This is a genomic window from Paraburkholderia sp. (genome assembly GCF_028283785.1).
Classification (GTDB): Bacteria; Pseudomonadota; Gammaproteobacteria; order Burkholderiales; family Burkholderiaceae; genus Paraburkholderia.
Map to the genome: position 1 here is coordinate 1 of NZ_JAPWKB010000020.1, position 18,270 is coordinate 18,270.

Genomic DNA, 18,270 nt, shown 5'->3' on the forward strand with positions numbered 1-18,270 from the left:
GAAGGCGCTCCGAACCCAGATGACAATCATGGGGACGTGGTGTCGAATCAGTTGGAACGTACTGCGGCGTTAGTCGAGCGCTAACCCCGAAAGCCTTCGCTATCACGCGCGCTATATCGAATTTCGTCATCGGCTCGTCGGCGGACCAGTGGGCCATGCCACAAATAGCCTCGCCGGATCGATGTCGCTCGAGCATCTGGCGTATTACAACCGCAACGTCGGGCGTGTAAGTCGGATACCGAATCGCCCACGCATCCATCACTGCGTCCGCGTTTTCCGCGGAAACCGAAGCCAATATCGCCGGAATCAGGCTTGTCACGGCAGATTCGGACCAATCGTCGGTCGGTCCATACAGCAGCGGTAAGCGCAATACGCAACTGTTCGCGCTCGCCTGAGCCAATGCGCGCTCACCATCGAGCTTGCTCCGGCCATACGCGTTGATCGGCGAGGGCGCGGCATCGGTGTGATAAGGCGGACTTGTCCCGTCGAACACGTAATCAGTTGAGATGGACAAGGTCCACGCGCCATATTTTTCGGCAGCGCTTGCGATAATTCTCACCGCATCCACATTGAGCGCGCGCGCAAATTCGGGATCATTCTCGCAAACATCCGGACGTCGTTCGGCAGCCGTCAAAACCACCGCGTCCGGCTTTTCCACTTCAAAGAACGCGAAAACCGCATCTTCATCGCGTATGTCGAGCGAAATTCGATCCGGCCCCGCCCGTCGAAATGCGGTCTGAACCACTGTCCACGACAATTGCCGTGTGAGCTCCTCAGCAACCGCACGGCCAAGTAGTCCGGACGCCCCGATCAGCGCAACCTTGAACATCGCCGATCAACCAACATTTCCAGCAACAGGTCCGACAACCGTGTAACCGGCTTCGTCGATTGCCGCTTGCAGCACGTTGGCCGGTTGCGTCGACTCGATCTCAACCTGCCCCGCCGCAAGGTTCACGCGCACCTCGGCCGCCGCGTCGTGTTCATGGACCGCGCGAGTGACCGCCGCGACGCAGTGCTGGCAACTCATGCCTTCAACCTTGAACTGAATACTCATCGGAACCGCCTTCAAAATAGATGATCGATCCTTGAATTATGCCCGGCGGCTAGCACTTGTGCTGAAACCTTCCCATCACTGTAGGGTAGGATCGATCACGTCAGGACTGCGGAGAAGCGCATGAACATTGGAGAAGCGTCTCGTGAATCGGGCGTCACAGCAAAGATGATCCGCTATTACGAGAGCGTCGGATTGCTGTCGGCGAAAGCACGCACGGCGGCCGGCTATCGTGTGTACGGCCCGCAAGAGGTTCATTCATTGCGATTTATCCGCCAGGCGCGCCGGCTCGGCTTTCTTGTCGACGACATCCGACGTTTGCTGGCGCTCTGGCACGACCGCTCGCGCGCGAGTGCCGAGGTGAAGGAAATTGCCTTGGAGCACGTGACCGAACTCAATCGCCGCATTGCGGAACTCACGGAAATGCGCGATACGTTGGCCCATCTCGCGACCCACTGTCATGGCGATGACAGGCCCGATTGTCCGATCATCGAAAGTCTGGCGGATTACGATCCGGATAGCGACCCATCGGCGTGCGAAAAGCACCATAAGCGTGCGTAAATCACCTGAGTGTTGATGTGGCACCCAAATACGCAAAATTTAAGTGTTAAAAATCAAGTCGGTAAGTCGTAAAAAATGATGCACCATTCCAAAACGGAATGCACGGCATTCGTGCATTTCACTAGCGTTCCAAGCCGCGAGGTCTATAATCCGGGTTAACCCTTTTTGTTAGGGAAATCCCTGATGTCCAACCCACCGGGGAAACTTTTGATCCTTGGAGAACATCATGTTTGCATACCTTCTTGAAACGCTGAGCACCTGGTTTGAAACAGCTGAACGTAGCCGTCGCGAGGCTTATCTCGCATCGTCGTCGGATATCGTCCAGCTCGAACAACGCATCCGTTCGCTCGAAACCGGCGGCTACTCGCTGTAAGACGTTGGACCGGCCAGGCAGCACATCGTCGCTGCCAACGTTGTTCACGCCGTCATCACCGTTGTAGCAACGCAGTAGAAGTGAAGTAGTAAAAGCTCAAGCCCCGCACTTTCCGGGGCTTTGTCACATCTGGCTGGCGCGTGGCTCACTCACGCAGCCGGCGATGAGCGGTCTGCCGGGTTGAAGAGCAACGTGCTCGCGATCAGGTATCTGTCTGACTAGCCGGAAATGGGCGGCCGATGTAATGTGAAGCGTGTTTTGCGCGCTTTGCGTAGAACGTCATACGTTATCGGCGGGGCATTCCATGTTTTCAGTGCTTTCTGTGCGTGCTGTTCGGGCGCATGCGGTTGCTGCATCGTTCGTGACGATCGCCGCTGTCATCGCTCCGGCTTCGTCGGCGGTTGCGGCGTCTACCAGTACACGCGCGCCGCTTGTGCTCGATACACAACACGGCATCAGCGACGGGCAGAGCGGCACCGTACTGCAAACCGCGCCGCTGTCGCGCGCGCCGATCGTACAGGCGCAACCCATTGCCACGCCCACTCAGCTCACGCCGAATTCGTCGGTGCCGGTGATCGTCGCGCCATACATCCAATTGTCGCCGGACGGTTCGCAGTCGTCCCAGTCCCAGACGCAAACACGGCCGGTCCGTCGCGTCGCGCCTCAGTAACGCCCAACCTTCTATTCGCTATACGCGCCACGCTGCGCCCGTCATTCGGGTTTCGGCGCATGGCGCGCCGCCAGGCATCCGTCGACAATCGTCACGCGACTTCAAAGCGGGTCGTGCAGGAGCGGCGGTGTTCGCCACGAATGGCAGGCATAGACCTGCCTATCCGCCGCACCGAACACAATAAAAGCGGAGACACGAATGCCCACTTCCCTCATCCAACGCGTGCTGGCGGCTTGTGCGATCACGCTCGCATTTGCCTTTTGCACATCGGCGCAGGCTAAAGACACGCCGGAGAAACCCACGCTGACAATGGCTGTCGGCGGATTGCCGGGCCTCTACTACCTGCCGGTTCTCGCCGCACAGCAGCTCGGTTATTTCAAGGACGAAGGTCTCAACGTTACGCTCGAAGATTTCGCGGGCGGTTCGAAAGCGCTGGAAGCGGTGGTGGGCGGCAGCGCCGACATCGGTGCCGGCGCATTCGAGCATACGTTGTTCATGCAAGCCAAAGGCCAGCACTATCGGGCGTTTGCATTGATGGGGCGGGCACCGCAAATCGTAGTCGCGGTGACGAAGGACAAGATCGGTACGCTTAAATCGCTGGCCGATTTCAAGGGCGCCAAGGTCGGTGTCAGCGCGCCCGGATCGTCGACGGATCTGGTTCTGACGGTCGCGCTGCGCAAGGCAGGCGTCCAGCGCACGGATATTTCTGCAATCGGCGTCGGAAGCGGCGCGTTGGTGTTGGCTGCAGTCAATAACGGCCAGGTGGATGCGTTGTCGAACGTCGATCCGATGATGACCAAGTTACAGCGCAGCGGCGCGATCAAGGTGCTGGTCGATACGCGGACGGTGAAGGGCACGCAGGAGATTTTCGGCGGCACGATGCCGGCGGCGACGCTTTACGCGCCCGAGACGTTCATCCAGAAGAATCCGAAGACGATCCAGGCGCTCACGAACGCGATTGTTCGTGCGGACCGGTGGTTGCAGACCGCGAGCGACGCCGATCTCGTGAAAATGGTGCCGCCCGCTTATCTGCTGAACGATCAGGCCTTGTATGTGGAAGCGTTCCACAACGTGCGCGACGCTTATTCGCCGGACGGCTTGATGCCCGCTGACGGTCCGGCTACCGCTTTGCGTGCGCTGTCGTCGTTCGACAACCGGCTGGATCCGTCAAAAATCGACGTGAACGCGACCTACACGAACGACTTCGCGAAGAAGGCCGCCACGCTGGTCAAATGAGCGCAAGTCCGGCGACCGCGATCAGACGAACGCCGGACTGTCGCCAGATCGGGATCAATCGCCGCGATATTCGACCTTGAACGTCGCGGCCTTGTCGATGCCGAGCGTGCTTACGAGCCACGGCATCGCGTCCTTCAGCGTCTTTGCGAGCGTGTACGGCGGATTGAAAATAAACATGCCGCTGCCGAACAGCCCGAAACCGTCCTTGGGCGGATTGCCGATCGTCAGGCTCACGTGCAGCCAGTTGCGCTCCTGAAGACGCTTCAACTGATCGGGAAAACGCTGCGATTCCAGGCGTGTGACCTGCGGATACCACACCGCGTACGTGCCCGTCGCGAACCGGCGCAAGCCTTCCTCGACGCAATTCAGCGTGCGCGTGTAGTCGCGTTTGTCTTCATAAGACGGATCGATCAGCACCAGCGCGCGACGCGGCGGCGGCGGCAGCAGCGCCTTCACGCCTTCGAAACCGTCACCCGCGTACAGCATCGCGCGACGTCCGGCATCGCGGAAGTTGTGGCGAAGCACGTCGATTTCGGTGGTGTGCATCTCGAACAGACGCATCCGGTCCTGCTCGCGCATCAAGCGGAACGCGAGGTACGGCGAGCCGGGATAGAAGCGCAGATTGCCGTCGGTGTTCAGCGCGGCCACTTCGTCGACGTAGTCGGCGAAAATCGGCGGCAGATCGGTGCGGTCCCAGAGTTTCGCGATGCCCGTCGCGAATTCCCCGGTTTTGGTCGCGTAACCTTCCTGCAACGAGTAGACGCCCGCGCCCGCGTGCGTGTCGATGTACCAGTAGGCCTTGTCTTTCTGGGCGAGGTAGCGCAACAACTGCACGACGATGGCGTGTTTCAGGACGTCGGCGTGATTGCCTGCGTGGAAGGCGTGGCGGTAACTGAGCATGATGAGGGGCGAAGCTGAAAAGAGGGCGTGCCGGAAGAGGCGGATCAGCGCAAGCGCGCAGCGTCGTCGACGCCGCGCTCACGCCGATCAAGGCAAGTTGCGCGCCGCATCGCCAGTCGATAATGCATAAGCAATGCGGCTGCGTATTGTACGCGACGTACGCGTCCGTTACGTGCTGCGCCAGGCGGTTGCAGTCGAGGTGCCATCAACGGTACGCCCGACGGTCGTAAAAACCAGCTAGCAAGAAACCCGCTAACACTCGTTCAATCGTAAGCGTCGCCGACGATCTCTTCGATCTTCTGCTTGATCTCCGGCGTGATCTGCGCGGCCACGTCTTGCGCCTTCATGTTTTCCGCGATCTGTTCGACCCGCGACGCGCCGGTGATGACCGTGCTGACGTTGGGATTGCTCAGCACCCACGCGAGCGCGAGTTGACCCACCGTGCACCCGAGTTCGTCCGCGAGGCCGCTGAGCTTGCCGACCACGCCGTTCTTGCCCGTATCCGTCACCGACTTTTGCAGCCACTCGTAGCCCTTCAGCTGCGCGCGGCTGTCAGCCGGAATACCGTCGCGGTATTTACCGGTCAGCAGTCCCGACGCAAGCGGGCTCCACGTCGTCAAGCCGAGGCCGATGTCTTCGTATAGCCGTTTGTATTCCTGCTCGACGCGCTTGCGATGGAACAGGTTGTACTGCGGCTGCTCCATCACCGGCTTATGCAGATGGTGCCGTTCCGCGATTTCGTACGCGGCGCGAATTTCGTCGGCACTCCATTCGGACGTGCCCCAGTACAAGGCCTTGCCGCGCGTGATCATGTCGCTCATCGCCCACACCGTCTCTTCCACCGGCGTATTCGGATCGGGACGATGACAGAACACGAGATCGACATAATCGAGTTGCAGCCGCTTCAACGAGCCGTCGATCGCGTTCATCAGGTATTTGCGGTTCAACGTGTGAAACTGGTTCGGCGCTTCCTGCAAACCCCAGAAAAACTTCGTCGACACCACGTAGCTGACGCGCGGCCACGCCAGTTCTTTCAACGCCGTGCCCATGATTTCTTCGGATTGACCGCCGGCATACACTTCGGCGTTATCGAAGAAATTGACGCCCGCGTCGCGCGCGGCTGCCAGCGATTCGCGCGCCGCACGCGTGTCGACCTGACTGCCATACGTGACCCACGAGCCGATCGACAGTTCGCTGACCTGCAGGCCGGAACGGCCGAGACGTCGATAGTTCATGCATTCCTCCATCAAGCGTTAAGGGCAGTTGAGCGAAACGTCAACTGACGCTGCGGGATTCAGGGCACACCCCGAACCGTAAGCAATTTGACGGCGAGCTGAAACAGCACGCGTAATTTCACAGTTTAGCCATAACGCGATTTGTGCGCGCCGCTGCGTCGACACGCATAGGCTTCATGCACAATAGCAGGGTTGGCCGCAGTGCAGCATTCAGCCGGATGGCCTATGCCGTTCGGCCGACTTCACGCCGCCTGCGTGCCGTGGTGTCATTGCTCATCAACTGGATGGAGGTGCTGGATGTCGTCATCGAACACGAATCTGAATGGCAAGGTCGCGGTGGTTACGGGCGCGGCAAGCGGAATCGGCAAGCAGATCGCGCTGACCTTGTCGGCGGCGGGCGCGGCGGTCGCGATTGCCGACCTGAATCAGGACGGCGCGAATGCCGTCGCCGAAGAAATCACGAAAGGCGGCGGCAAGGCGATCGGCGTGGCGATGGACGTCACAAACGAAGACGCGGTCAATCAAGGCATCGACAAGGTCGCCGCTGAACTCGGTTCGGTCGATATCCTCATTTCGAACGCCGGCATCCAGATCGTGAACCCGATCGAAAACTACTCGTTTTCCGACTGGAAAAAGATGCAGGCAATCCACGTGGACGGCGCGTTCCTGACCACCAAGGCCGCGCTCAAGCACATGTACAAGGACGATCGCGGCGGCATCGTGATCTACATGGGTTCGGTCCACTCGCATGAAGCGTCGCCGCTGAAGTCGGCATATGTGACGGCCAAGCATGCGTTGCTGGGCTTGTCGCGCGTGCTGGCCAAGGAAGGCGCGAAGCACAACGTTCGTTCGCACGTGGTGTGTCCGGGTTTCGTGCGCACGCCGCTGGTCGACAAGCAGATTCCCGAGCAGGCCAAAGAACTCGGTATCAGCGAAGAAGACGTGATCAAGCGCGTGATGCTCGGCGGCACGGTCGACGGCATTTTCACGACGGTCGAAGACGTCGCGCAAACCGTGTTGTTCCTGTCCACGTTCCCGAGCGCAGCGCTGACGGGCCAGTCGTTTATCGTGAGCCACGGCTGGTACATGCAATAAGGAGCGCGTGATGGCGCAACGCAACGTCAAGCGGGCTCGCGCGGGCGAGCCGGGCGACGGCATGAGCGACGGTGCCGGCACGGCGGCGGGCGATCCGGCAGGCGGTCCTGCCAGCCCGCAGGTTCATACCGGCGCGCACCGCCACATCCAGTTGCCGAAGTACGAAACCGTCGCGCTGATGTTGCAAGGCGGCGGTGCGCTGGGCGCTTATCAGGCCGGCGTCTATCAAGGTCTCGACGAAGCCGGCATCCAGCCCAACTGGGTTGCCGGCATTTCGATCGGCGCGCTCAACACGGCAATCATCGCGGGCAATCCGCCTGAGCGGCGCGTCGAGAAGCTGCTCGAATTCTGGGAGACCATCTGCCAGCCTGCGTTCGGTCCGCCGTTGCCGGCGTTCATCGAGCACGCGTTCTTCAACTCGACAGACGCCATCCGCAAAGCCTTCACCGGTTTGCAGGCCATGAGCGCGATCGTCGAAGGGCAGAAGGGCTTTTTCGTGCCGCGGTTTCCGCCGCCGTTGCCCACCGTGTCTGCATCGCCGCAACTCGCCAGCTATTACGACACCTCGCCGCTTAAAGCGACGCTCGAAAGTCTGTGCGATTTCGACCGGATCAACTCGCGTGAGATGCGCGTGTCGGTGGGCGCGGTGAACGTGGGGAGCGGCAACTTCGCGTATTTCGACAACACGCATATCAAGCTGCGTCCCGAGCACTTTATTGCGTCGGGCGCGTTGCCGCCGGGTTTTGCTGCCGTGGAGATCGACGGCGAGTATTACTGGGACGGCGGCCTGATGTCGAATACGCCGCTGTACGAAGTCGTGCAGACGTCGCCGCGTCAGGACACGCTCGCGTTTCAGGTCGATCTATGGAGCGCGCGCGGGCCCGTGCCGGACAGCATCACCGATGTGCAAGGCCGGATGAAAGACGTCCAGTTTTCGAGCCGCACGCGTCTCGTCACGGATATGCTGCAACGCTCGCAGCGCTTCCGGCATGTGCTGCGAGAAGTGCTGGATCGTGTGTCGCCCGAGCATCGGGACGATCCGTGGTGCAAACTCGCGGAAGAACTGTCGTGCTCTAAGCGCTACAACGTCGTGCATCTGATCTATCGGCACAAGGAGTACGAAGGGCATTACAAGGACTACCAGTTCGGACTATCGACGATGCGCGAGCATTGGGAAAGCGGGCTCGTCGATATTCGCGCGTCGCTGGCGCGTCCGGACTGGCTGGAGATGCCGACGAACGACGCCGGGTTTATCACGCACGATATCCATCGCGATTGACGAAACCCGCGCGCGCGGCGGGCGTGTACCGAAACGCACGCACGCCGCAATAAAAAAGGCGCCACCGGAAATCCGGTGGCGCCTTTTTTACTGACCGGGCCGCGCCACGAGGCGCGACCCTTCACCCCTTACTTCAGCACTTGCGCGATCGCGCTTGCGACCGCGTCGAGGTTGCGCGTGTTCAGCGCAGCCACGCAGATACGACCGGTGCCGACTGCATAGATGCCGAATTCTTCGCGCAGACGGTCCACTTGCGGTGCCGTCAGACCCGAGTACGAGAACATGCCGCGTTGCGCGTTCACGAAGCTGAAGTCGCGATCGACGCCTGCTGCCTGCAGGCGGGCAACCAGGCCGTTACGCATCGCGCGGATCCGGTCGCGCATTTCGGCGAGTTCCGTTTCCCACGTTGCGCGCAGTTCCGGCGAGCCGAGTACGGCAGCGACCACCGAACCGCCGTGCGTCGGCGGGTTCGAGTAGTTCGTGCGGATCACACGCTTCAGTTGCGACAGCACGCGCGACGCTTCTTCCTTGCTGCCGGTGATGATCGACAGCGCGCCGACGCGCTCGCCGTACAGCGAGAACGACTTCGAGAACGACGACGACACGAACACGTTCACTTCCGATTGTGCGAACAGACGCACCGCGGCCGCGTCGCTATCGATCGTGTCGCCGAAACCTTGATACGCGATGTCGAGGAACGGCACGAGGTTGCGCGACTTCACGACTTCGACGACCTGTTGCCATTGCGCCGCCGTCAGATCGACGCCGGTCGGGTTGTGGCAGCACGCGTGCAATACGACGACCGTGCCCGCATCGAAACCGTTCAGCGCGCTCAGCATCGCGTCGAAGTTCACGCCGTGGCTGGCGGCGTCGTAGTACGGGTACGACACGACGTCGAAGCCTGCGCTTTCGAACAGTGCACGGTGGTTTTCCCAGCTCGGATCGGAAATCGCGACCTTCGCGTTCGGGTTCACGCGCTTCAGGAAGTCGGCGCCGATCTTCAGTGCACCCGTACCGCCGAGTGCCTGCGCCGTCACGACGCGGCCCGCCGCGATCAGCGACGATTCATTGCCGAGCAGCAGCTTTTGCACGGCTGCGTCGTATGCGGCGATCCCTTCCATCGGCAGATAGCCGCGCGGCAGCGCAGCTTCGACGCGGGCTTTTTCGGCCTCGCGGACAGCGCGCAGCAGCGGAATCTTGCCTTCTTCATTGAAGTACACGCCGACGCCGAGGTTGACCTTGGTGGTGCGCGTATCGGCGTTGAAGGCTTCGTTCAGGCCCAGAATCGGGTCGCGGGGAGCAAGTTCGACGGCGGAGAACAGAGACATGATGGATCTGGAGTAGTGAGAAGAGGGTGGCGCCCAGGCCGCGTGACATCGTGCGCGGCGGTACGCGTGGGCGTCGGGCGCGCAGCTTGCCATTGTAGCGAATCCTGAGGCTTTTTTCGGCGCGGCGCGTCGCGTCGGTCGGTTAAATGCTTGAAAAACAGCAGTTTGGCGCCATCTGCGCGCAACAGGTTTTGTCCGCTGCATGCTTTACACGCATCGGCCGGCGGGGCGCCATGGGCCAGTCGCGCCCGTGCGCGTCACCGTCCGCCCGCCATCTCGCAAACCGCTAGAATAGTCCTTTGCCCAGGCTCCTGGTGCCGCCCCCATGTCCGAACAACATCATCTGACCGAAGTCGAAGACGCGCTCGACGAATCGAAATTCGTCAAATTCGAGGGCTCGCCGTTTCAGCTTTACCAGCCGTATCTGCCCGCCGGCGACCAGCCGAGCGCGATCGATACGCTCGTCGAAGGCGTCGAAGACGGTCTGTCGTTTCAGACGCTGCTCGGCGTGACCGGCTCCGGCAAGACCTTCACGATGGCCAACACCATCGCGCGTCTGGGCCGTCCGGCGATCGTGTTCGCGCCGAACAAGACACTCGCCGCGCAGCTGTACTCGGAGTTCCGCGAGTTCTTCCCGCGCAATGCGGTCGAGTATTTCGTGTCGTACTACGACTACTATCAGCCGGAAGCGTACGTCCCGCAACGCGACCTGTTCATCGAGAAAGATTCGTCGATCAACGAGCACATCGAACAGATGCGGCTGTCGGCGACGAAAAGTCTGATGGAGCGTCGGGATGTCGTGATCGTCGCGACGGTATCGGCCATTTACGGTATCGGTAATCCGTCCGAGTATCACCAGATGATCCTGACGTTGCGGACCGGCGACAAGCTTGGCCAGCGCGACATCATCGCGCGGCTGATTGCGATGCAGTACAACCGCAACGAAGCCGATTTCTCGCGCGGCGCGTTTCGCGTGCGCGGCGACACGATCGATATTTTCCCGGCCGAACACGCGGAAATGGCCGTGCGCATCGAACTGTTCGACGACGAAATCGAGACCTTGCAACTGTTCGATCCGCTCACGGGGCGGGTCCGCCAGAAGATTCCGCGCTTCACCGTGTACCCGTCGTCTCACTATGTGACGCCGCGCGAGACCGTGATGCGCGCCGTGGAAACGATCAAATCCGAATTACGCGACCGGCTCGAATTCTTCTATTCGGACGGCAAGCTGGTCGAGGCGCAACGGCTCGAACAGCGCACGCGCTTCGATCTGGAAATGTTGCAGGAACTGGGTTTCTGCAAAGGCATCGAGAACTACTCGCGGCACTTTTCGGGCGCTGCGCCCGGCGAGCCGCCGCCGACGCTGGTGGACTATCTGCCGTCCGACGCATTGATGTTGCTCGACGAGTCGCACGTGTTGATCGGCCAGTTGAACGGCATGTACAACGGCGACCGCGCGCGTAAGGAAAATCTGGTCGATTACGGTTTCCGGCTGCCTTCCGCGCTCGATAACCGGCCGCTGAAGTTCAACGAATTCGAACGGAAGATGCGTCAGGTGGTGTACGTATCCGCCACGCCGGCCGACTACGAAAAGAAGACGTCGGGCCAGATTGCCGAACAACTGGTGCGTCCGACGGGCCTCGTCGATCCGGAAATCGAGGTGCGCCCGGCGCGCAGCCAGGTCGATGACGTGCTCGGCGAAATCAACGAACGCGTCAAAGTCGGCGACCGCGTGCTGGTCACGGTGCTGACCAAGCGGATGGCCGAGCAACTGACCGAGTTCCTGTCCGATCACGGCGTGAAAGTGCGCTATCTGCATAGCGATATCGACACCGTCGAGCGCGTCGAAATCATTCGCGATTTGCGTTTGGGCACATTCGACGTGCTGGTCGGGATCAACCTGCTGCGCGAAGGGCTGGATATCCCGGAAGTGTCGCTGGTCGCGATTCTCGACTCGGACAAGGAAGGGTTCCTGCGCGCCGAGCGCTCGCTGATCCAGACGATCGGCCGGGCAGCGCGGAACGTGAACGGCAAGGCGATCCTGTACGCGGACCGGATCACGGATTCGATGCGTCGCGCCATCGACGAAACCGAACGACGCCGGGCCAAGCAGGTTGCCTTCAATCTGGAAAACGGCATTACGCCGCGTGGTGTGGTCAAGCGGATCAAGGACATCATCGACGGCGTCTATAACGTCGACGAAGCGCGCGCGGAGCTGAAAGAACAGCAGCAGCGCGCGAAGTTCGAGGACATGTCCGAGAAGCAGCTTTCGAAAGAAATCAAGCGCATCGAGAAGCAGATGATGGAACACGCCAAAAATCTCGAATTCGAGAAGGCCGCGCAGGCGCGTGACCAGCTTGCGCTGTTGCGTCAGCGGGTGTTCGGCGCGAATGTCGGCGATCATCTGACCGGGACGGACTGAGCGTCGGCGTCGCTCGTCGGTCAGTTTTACCTTGTGTCGTTCAAAGCCGTGTGGCGATTCGCCGCACGGCTTTTTTCATATAGGGGACACAAGCGTTGTACCGATCCGGCCCCACAGCCCGGAGAGCCGCGTTTCTGCTGCCTTGTGGCGTCGCTACTGGCTGCCAGCCGATTTGTTGCACGCCCCAAACAGTGCTAAACTCCCCAATGTATTGAGAATGGTTCGCATTAACGCTCGATGCCTCGGGGCAAAAGCCTGACGCAGCCGGCGCGAACAGCGTCGTCGCGAACCGGGTCCATGGGTTTTGAATCGTTTTCGGTTGACAACAATAAGGAGTTTCGATGCAGGCCTCTTCTTTCCTGCGCGGCGGTGTGGCCGCTGTCGCTGTCGTAGCCGCGATGTCGGCGAGCGCTGCCGAGTATCCGATCGGCAAACAGCAGATCCAGGCCGGCATGGAAATCGGCGCGGTGTATCTGCAGCCGATCACGATGGAACCGGAAGGCATGATGCGCAAGGCGTCGGAGTCGGACGTCCATCTGGAAGCCGACATCCACGCGGTCAAGAACAACCCGACCGGCTACGCGGAAGGCGACTGGATGCCGTATCTGCAGATCGGCTATGAAGTGTCGAAGGTCGGCGGCACGACGCAGAAGGGCGACATGATGGCGATGGTCGCCAACGACGGTCCGCACTACGGCGACAACGTGAAGCTGCAAGGCCCGGGCAAGTACCACCTGAAGCTGTTTATCGCACCGCCGATGCAAACCGGTCATATGGCATTCGGCCGTCACGTCGACAAGGAAACCGGCGTGGGTCCGTGGTTCAAGCCGTTCACGCTCGAGTACGACTTCACGTACGCCGGCATCGGCAAGAAGGGCGGCTACTAAGCCGTCACGCCTCGTTGCCGTTCACGCTCCGGCGTCGCGGTTGCGGCAGTCGCACGGCTTGCGTCGTCGCGGTGCGCAGCCGCAGCCGCTGCCGGACCGGCATCGAACCTTCGCCGCGCCCGTAGCGCGCGGCAGGCGTCGCGCGGATCGTGCGCGCGTCGCGTTTTTCGCAAAGGGCTCATGAGAATCAATCGCAAGATCGCGATCCTGGCCATGACGACATCGCTCGTCGGCATCGCGCATGCTGAAGATCTGCCGACATTCAAGCTCGATATGGCCGACGGCAAGCTGACGCCGCCGCGTATCGAAGTGCCGGCCGGCAAGCGCATCAAGATCGAAGTGAAGAACAGCGGCAAGGGCGCCGCCGAGTTCGAAAGCGTGCAGTTGCGCAAGGAAAAAGTCCTCGCGCCGGGCGCCGATTCGTTCGTCGTGATCGCGCCGCTCGAACCGGGCGAGTACAAGTTTTTTGACGATTTTCACCAGCAGGCGCAGGGCACCATCGTCGCGAAGTAAGTTGGGCGCCATTCCGGCACTCGGGATGAGCGGGGTACGCATGCATTGAGCGTCCGCAAGGGCTGTAAGAGGGGTCTGAAGATGGGTCAGGTTTTGTTCATCGTATGGCGGGAAAGCGTCGAGGCGTTGCTGGTCGTCGGCATCCTGTATGCGTGGTTGAAGAACGGCGACGAAGACGCACAGCGCGGTCTGCCGTATCTGTGGGGCGGCGTGGCCGCAGGGATTCTCGCAGCGATCGCGCTCGGCGCGGCGCTGGTCGGTTTTACCGAAGTGTTGTCGGGCGACGCGCAGGACTATTTCCAGACCGCGATGGTGCTGGTGGCCTGTGTGCTGATCGTGCAGATGGTGTTGTGGATGAAGCAGCACGGCCGCACGCTCAAGCGCGATATGGAACAGTCGCTGCAAAAGAGCAAGCAGGACTCGAACTGGTGGGGCGTCGCGGTGCTGGTTGCGCTTGCGATTGCGCGTGAAGGCAGCGAAACCGTCATTTTCCTGTACGGCCTCGGTTTCGGTCAGTCGGGCCATGTCGATCCGAGCCAGTATCTGGCGGTGGGGCTCGGCCTTGCTCTGGCGTTCCTGACGTTCTATCTGCTGCAAGTGGGCGGCAAGATCTTCTCGTGGCGGCTGTTTTTCCGCGTGACCGAAATCATGCTGCTGTTCCTCGGCGCGGGTCTGTTTCAGACGGGCGTCGACAAGCTGATCGACAAGGAATTCCTGCCGACGATCATCGACCAGTTGTGGGATTCGTCGAAGATCCTCGATGACTCCAGCACCTTCGGTTCGCTGGTTGCCACGCTGACCGGTTATCGCGCGCATCCGGCGCTGATGAACCTGATCGCGTACGCAGCGTATTGGGGCGTGGTGTGGCTGCTGGTGCGCCGCGCGAATCGCAAGAACACGAAGCCCGTGCGACGGGCGGCTGGCGCAGCATGAGCAGTGTTCCACATTCCCCGGGGCGGCTCGCGCAGGCGGGCCACTGGATGCAGCGGCACGGCGGCTTGATCCGCGGCATCCAGTGGGTGGTGGTGGCGGTGTACGCGTTCCTGATCCTGGTGCCCGCGTTCACCGAACTGCCCGACGACACGGCGCATCTGTGGAGCAACCTGACGCTCGCCGCGCAATTCGTGTTCTGGGGCATCTGGTGGCCGTTCGTGCTGCTGTCGATGGTGCTGCTGGGACGCGTGTGGTGCGGTGTGTTGTGTCCGGAAGGCGCGCTCGCCGAGTTCACCAGTAAATTCGGCCGCGGTCGCGCAATTCCTAGATGGATGCGCTGGGGCGGTTGGCCATTCGTCGCATTCGGGCTGACGACCATCTACGGACAGATGGTCAGCGTGTACCAGTATCCGAAGGCGGTGTTGCTGGTGCTGGGCGGCTCGACCTTCGCCGCGATGATCATCGGTTTGCTGTACGGGCGCGAGAAACGCGTCTGGTGCAAATATCTCTGCCCCGTCAACGGGGTTTTTTCGCTTCTGGCGCGTCTCGCGCCGTTCCACTTCAAGGTCAACGAAGATGCGTGGCGCCGCTCGTATAAAGAGGGCGAGCACGGGCATCGCGTGATTCCGATCAACTGCGCGCCGCTGCTGCCGCTGCGCAACATGAAAGGCGCGGCGGCCTGCCATATGTGCGGACGCTGCAGCGGTCACCGCGACGCGATCGCGCTGACGTGGCGCGCGCCGTCGCACGAAGTGGTCGAACTCGGCGACAAGCAGGCGAGCGCGTGGGATACGGCGCTGGTGCTGTACGGGTTGCTGGGCATCGCGATCGGCGCGTTTCACTGGACCGCGTCGCCGTGGTTCATCAGCGCGAAAATGTTCTTCGCGAACTGGCTGATCGATCACGACATCTCGTGGCCGTTCGCAACCAATGCGCCGTGGTTCCTGTTCACGCACTATCCTGAACAGAACGACGTGTTCACGTGGCTCGACGGCACGATGGTGATCGGCTACATCCTGCTCACCGGACTGGTCTACGGCACCGCGCTGCTCGCGCTGATGGCGGGCGCGACGCGGATGCTCGGCCGCTTCAGCACCGTGCGTCTGCATCACCTCGTGCAAGGGCTGATTCCGATCGCGGGCACGGGCGTGTTTCTCGGGCTGTCGGCGACCACGCTGTCGCTGTTGCGCGCGGAGCATGTGCCGCTGTGGTGGGCGTCCGAGGTGCGGATCGCGATTCTGGTGATCGCGAATGTGTGGAGCGCGTGGCTCGGCTGGCTGGTGACGCGTCGTTACAGCGAGCGCTTGTTCCAGCGTGGCCTGGCGATGGTCTGGTTCGCGGCTGCGCTCGCGGTCGTCGACAGTGCGTGGTGGCTGATGTTCTGGGGCTGGTAACGCAGGTCGGCGCGTGTGCGTTCACGTCCTCTGGACGACAACTGAGACGAGGTTGCCTGTGAGAACCAAACCCGCATTGACCGACGACGACGTCAAGACCATGGCCGCAGCGGCCGAAGCGTACGCCGTCGACAATCAGTGGAAAGTGACGATCGCGATTTTCGACGACGGCGGCCATCTGCTGCATTTGCACCGGATGGACGGCACCGCGCCGATCAGCGTGGACATGGCGTGCGGCAAGGGCCGGACAGCCGTGCTCGGTCGTCGCGACAGCAAGATCTACGAGGACATCATCAAGAACGGCCGCGCGGCGTTTCTGAGCGCGCCCGTGCTGCTGATGGTCGAGGGCGGCGTGCCGGTCGTCGTCGATGGCGAGGTGATCGGCGCGATCGGTGTGTCGGGCGTGAAATCGGAGCAGGATTCGGCGGTCGCGCGCGCGGGTATCGCGGCATTGGGCCTCGAAGCGGATCGGTAGCGCGAAGGTGGTTGAAGCTGGGTTAGTTGAGCGCGCGGCGAAGCTAAACGCTGAACGCTGAATGTAAAAAAGCCGTGTGGATGAGGTCATCCACACGGCTTTTTTACATATCGGTTGTGTGCGACCTTGCCTGTCCGGCAAGCGTCCGCTTTGGGTGAGAACCAAAAAAAATGGCTTGGCTTGCTTCGACGGCTGGCTTGGTGTCTGCACGAAGGGGTCTAATTCTCACGTGCAAGCCGTCGTGGCTGGCTGTTGCCGAACACCCCTCTAGGAGGTGGTCCCCACAATACCCGGTGCTGCTATTCGTTACGGTGTTGCTGTGTGCTTCGCGTTGCTTGTTACTTCGTCAGGATCAGCTTGCCCAGACGTGTGGCGCGCAATTGATACGTCTCGCCGTTGTGAAGAATGCTCACGTGGGTCTGGCCTTGCAAGAGCGTATCGCTACGAACGGCACGATCCGCGCTGTCTGCTTTGCTGCGATCCGCTGCCGGCTTCGGCGCCACTGCTGCAACCGCTTTCGGGCGGCTCGTCAGTGCTGCCGACGGCGCGCGACGGAGGCTCAGCGTGGAACTGCGCGAGAAGTCGGTCATGGCGTCTGTTCCTGTTGTTCGTCATTCGATGGAAACCATTCTAAATGATAATCGTTCCCATTTACAAGCAAAGGTTTTGATCGGATCTGAATTCCGATAGTCGTCGACAACCAGGCGTCGAATTCCACATGCTGTGCCGACGACTTCCCACATACAGTTCGTTTGCCGGCTCAGACTAACTCCGGCCCGTGAGGCACCCACGGAAGCTTCATCTTGCGCGCCTGACGACCGGTGGCGTGACTGACGTGTATCTGCGCCGACGCCGGCGCGATCGCATGGCTGGCGACAGCAGACGCGTGTTCGTCGTGCGCGGCGGCATCGTGGGAACCCGACTGGCGATGCGCATGCGGATCGGACGACGCGACGCCGTGCGACGACAACGTCCCTGCATGGCGATCGCCACCATCGTGCGAATCGGCGGTCCACGCGTAGCGAGCGGTCGAACGGTCCTTCGACTTGTTGGCATTGCGCTGCTGCGTATGCGTCCCCCGATGCGGAGCGCCCGACGCATGGCTCGCATGGCCGGATTTTGCCGATGACCCGCCGCCGGACCCCGCCGAAGCGCCCGATCGATGTTGCCGCAACACGACGTCCACGCTATCCGTCGTGGACGTGGACGTGGACGTGGACGACGCGCGCGAGGGCCCCACACGTGACGATCTGGGACTCACGGCGGCAACGGTTTTCTGTTTTACCGTCGTGAGGATCTGCGAGGTTTTATCGGTCATTTCTAATCCGTTGGACAGCAGGCCTGCCGCGAGCGACGTCCATCCGAGTACCTCGGATGCCTGCGCGTTCGTGTCTTCCGTCGACGCGCTGGCGATACCGGTGATGTCGGCGAACACGCCCGCCGCACCGCCGATCAACTTGAGTTTCGACGTTGCCCTGAGCGCCGCGAGCACGCTTGCTTCGGCGGCAATCGACGCGCCGGCCGTAAAAATGGCTAGCAGGATGCCGAGCCCGCCGGTCGCGACGCCCACCGCCGCTTGCCAGCTCAGATGTCCGCTCGGGTCAGCATGGTTGACCGGATCGCCCGCGCAATAGACGTAGGGATTGATGCCGCCCGGACCGAACGGACTGAACGCGTCGGGGCAGGTGAATCGCATCAGAACCGAGTCATACGCGCGATAACCATTGCCGAGGTGATAGACGCCCGTCACCGGATCGCGACGTTCGCCGGTAAAGCGAGGCAGGCTGCCGACAGCCCACGGCGGCGCGTCGCCGTAGGGCAGATATCCCGAGCTGGCGACGAGTTTTCCCGAGTCAGCCGACGCCAGCACGTTGCCGGCGCTGTCGAGCGCGAGCGGGTTCCATGTCATGAGTGCTTC

General features: G+C 61.4%; 19 protein-coding genes. 12 read left to right on the plus strand and 7 right to left on the minus strand.

What is annotated here, in order from left to right:
- Both PW947_RS29170 and PW947_RS29175 read right to left on the minus strand, forming a co-directional pair.
- Positions 1-829 (minus strand): SDR family oxidoreductase (locus PW947_RS29170; protein WP_299636091.1); only part of this gene is annotated, 829 nt, incomplete at its 3' end.
- Between the two features lie 6 nt (positions 830-835).
- Entirely contained in the window at positions 836-1,054 is a 219-nt protein-coding gene (locus PW947_RS29175; RefSeq protein ID WP_299636093.1) for a heavy-metal-associated domain-containing protein, read from the minus strand.
- Between the two features lie 120 nt (positions 1,055-1,174).
- Here PW947_RS29175 and cueR point away from each other — a divergent pair, with 120 nt between their 5' ends.
- The 4 genes from cueR (at position 1,175) to PW947_RS29195 (ending at position 3,891) form a co-directional block, all read left to right on the plus strand.
- Positions 1,175-1,612, plus strand: coding sequence for a Cu(I)-responsive transcriptional regulator (cueR, locus tag PW947_RS29180; protein WP_299636094.1), 438 nt, complete (start codon positions 1,175-1,177; stop codon positions 1,610-1,612).
- A 226-nt stretch (positions 1,613-1,838) separates the two neighbouring features.
- On the plus strand, positions 1,839-1,985 hold the full coding sequence (locus PW947_RS29185) for a DUF3563 family protein (protein ID WP_299636096.1): 147 nt from the start codon (positions 1,839-1,841) through the stop codon (positions 1,983-1,985).
- 304 nt (positions 1,986-2,289) lie between these two features.
- The gene (locus PW947_RS29190; protein WP_299636098.1) at positions 2,290-2,655 is read left to right on the plus strand and encodes a hypothetical protein; all 366 of its coding nucleotides are present in this window, start codon (positions 2,290-2,292) and stop codon (positions 2,653-2,655) included.
- Between the two features lie 198 nt (positions 2,656-2,853).
- The gene (locus PW947_RS29195; protein ID WP_299636099.1) at positions 2,854-3,891 is read left to right on the plus strand and encodes an ABC transporter substrate-binding protein; all 1,038 of its coding nucleotides are present in this window, start codon (positions 2,854-2,856) and stop codon (positions 3,889-3,891) included.
- Positions 3,892-3,945: 54 nt separating this feature from the next.
- On the opposite strand, the gene rlmJ is transcribed toward PW947_RS29195, so the two are convergent.
- Both rlmJ and PW947_RS29205 read right to left on the minus strand, forming a co-directional pair.
- Entirely contained in the window at positions 3,946-4,791 is an 846-nt protein-coding gene (gene rlmJ / locus PW947_RS29200) for a 23S rRNA (adenine(2030)-N(6))-methyltransferase RlmJ (RefSeq protein ID WP_299636100.1), read from the minus strand.
- A gap of 263 nt (positions 4,792-5,054) precedes the next feature.
- A complete protein-coding gene (locus PW947_RS29205) occupies positions 5,055-6,026 on the minus strand; it encodes an aldo/keto reductase (RefSeq protein ID WP_299636102.1) in 972 nt (323 codons plus the stop codon).
- A 297-nt stretch (positions 6,027-6,323) separates the two neighbouring features.
- On the opposite strand from PW947_RS29205, the gene PW947_RS29210 reads away from it, so the two are divergent.
- Both PW947_RS29210 and PW947_RS29215 read left to right on the plus strand, forming a co-directional pair.
- Positions 6,324-7,121, plus strand: coding sequence for a 3-hydroxybutyrate dehydrogenase (locus tag PW947_RS29210; protein WP_299636103.1), 798 nt, complete (start codon positions 6,324-6,326; stop codon positions 7,119-7,121).
- Positions 7,122-7,131: 10 nt separating this feature from the next.
- A complete protein-coding gene (locus PW947_RS29215) occupies positions 7,132-8,400 on the plus strand; it encodes a patatin-like phospholipase family protein (RefSeq protein WP_299636105.1) in 1,269 nt (422 codons plus the stop codon).
- A 128-nt stretch (positions 8,401-8,528) separates the two neighbouring features.
- Here the strand turns inward: PW947_RS29215 and PW947_RS29220 are convergent, their stop codons facing one another.
- Complete coding sequence (locus PW947_RS29220; RefSeq protein ID WP_299636106.1) at positions 8,529-9,728, minus strand: amino acid aminotransferase; 1,200 nt, start codon at positions 9,726-9,728, stop codon at positions 8,529-8,531.
- A 325-nt stretch (positions 9,729-10,053) separates the two neighbouring features.
- Here PW947_RS29220 and uvrB point away from each other — a divergent pair, with 325 nt between their 5' ends.
- The 6 genes from uvrB to PW947_RS29250 all read left to right on the plus strand — a co-directional run bounded on the left by uvrB (position 10,054) and on the right by PW947_RS29250 (position 16,352).
- Positions 10,054-12,150 (plus strand): excinuclease ABC subunit UvrB, encoded by a 2,097-nt coding sequence (gene uvrB / locus PW947_RS29225; RefSeq protein WP_299636107.1) that lies wholly within the window; start codon positions 10,054-10,056, stop codon positions 12,148-12,150.
- A 341-nt stretch (positions 12,151-12,491) separates the two neighbouring features.
- Complete coding sequence (locus PW947_RS29230; protein ID WP_299636108.1) at positions 12,492-13,037, plus strand: iron transporter; 546 nt, start codon at positions 12,492-12,494, stop codon at positions 13,035-13,037.
- Positions 13,038-13,217: 180 nt separating this feature from the next.
- Positions 13,218-13,550: a cupredoxin domain-containing protein gene (locus PW947_RS29235; protein ID WP_299636109.1), complete on the plus strand. Its 333-nt coding sequence runs from the start codon at positions 13,218-13,220 to the stop codon at positions 13,548-13,550.
- Positions 13,551-13,631: 81 nt separating this feature from the next.
- Positions 13,632-14,483, plus strand: a complete 852-nt coding sequence (locus PW947_RS29240; RefSeq protein WP_299636111.1) for an FTR1 family protein — start codon at positions 13,632-13,634, stop codon at positions 14,481-14,483.
- The gene (locus tag PW947_RS29245) at positions 14,480-15,877 is read left to right on the plus strand and encodes a 4Fe-4S binding protein (RefSeq protein WP_299636112.1); all 1,398 of its coding nucleotides are present in this window, start codon (positions 14,480-14,482) and stop codon (positions 15,875-15,877) included. The genes PW947_RS29240 and PW947_RS29245 overlap by 4 nt, the downstream gene beginning before the upstream one ends.
- 58 nt (positions 15,878-15,935) lie before the next feature.
- Positions 15,936-16,352: a heme-binding protein gene (locus tag PW947_RS29250; protein WP_299636114.1), complete on the plus strand. Its 417-nt coding sequence runs from the start codon at positions 15,936-15,938 to the stop codon at positions 16,350-16,352.
- Positions 16,353-16,690: 338 nt separating this feature from the next.
- Here PW947_RS29250 and PW947_RS29255 read toward each other — a convergent pair whose 3' ends face one another.
- Positions 16,691-16,942, minus strand: a complete 252-nt coding sequence (locus PW947_RS29255) for a hemin uptake protein HemP (protein WP_299636116.1) — start codon at positions 16,940-16,942, stop codon at positions 16,691-16,693.
- Between the two features lie 170 nt (positions 16,943-17,112).
- Positions 17,113-18,261 carry an RHS repeat-associated core domain-containing protein gene (locus PW947_RS29260; protein WP_299636118.1) on the minus strand — a complete coding sequence of 383 codons (1,149 nt, stop codon included), beginning with the start codon at positions 18,259-18,261 and terminating at the stop codon, positions 17,113-17,115.
- Between the last annotated feature and the right edge of the window lie 9 nt (positions 18,262-18,270).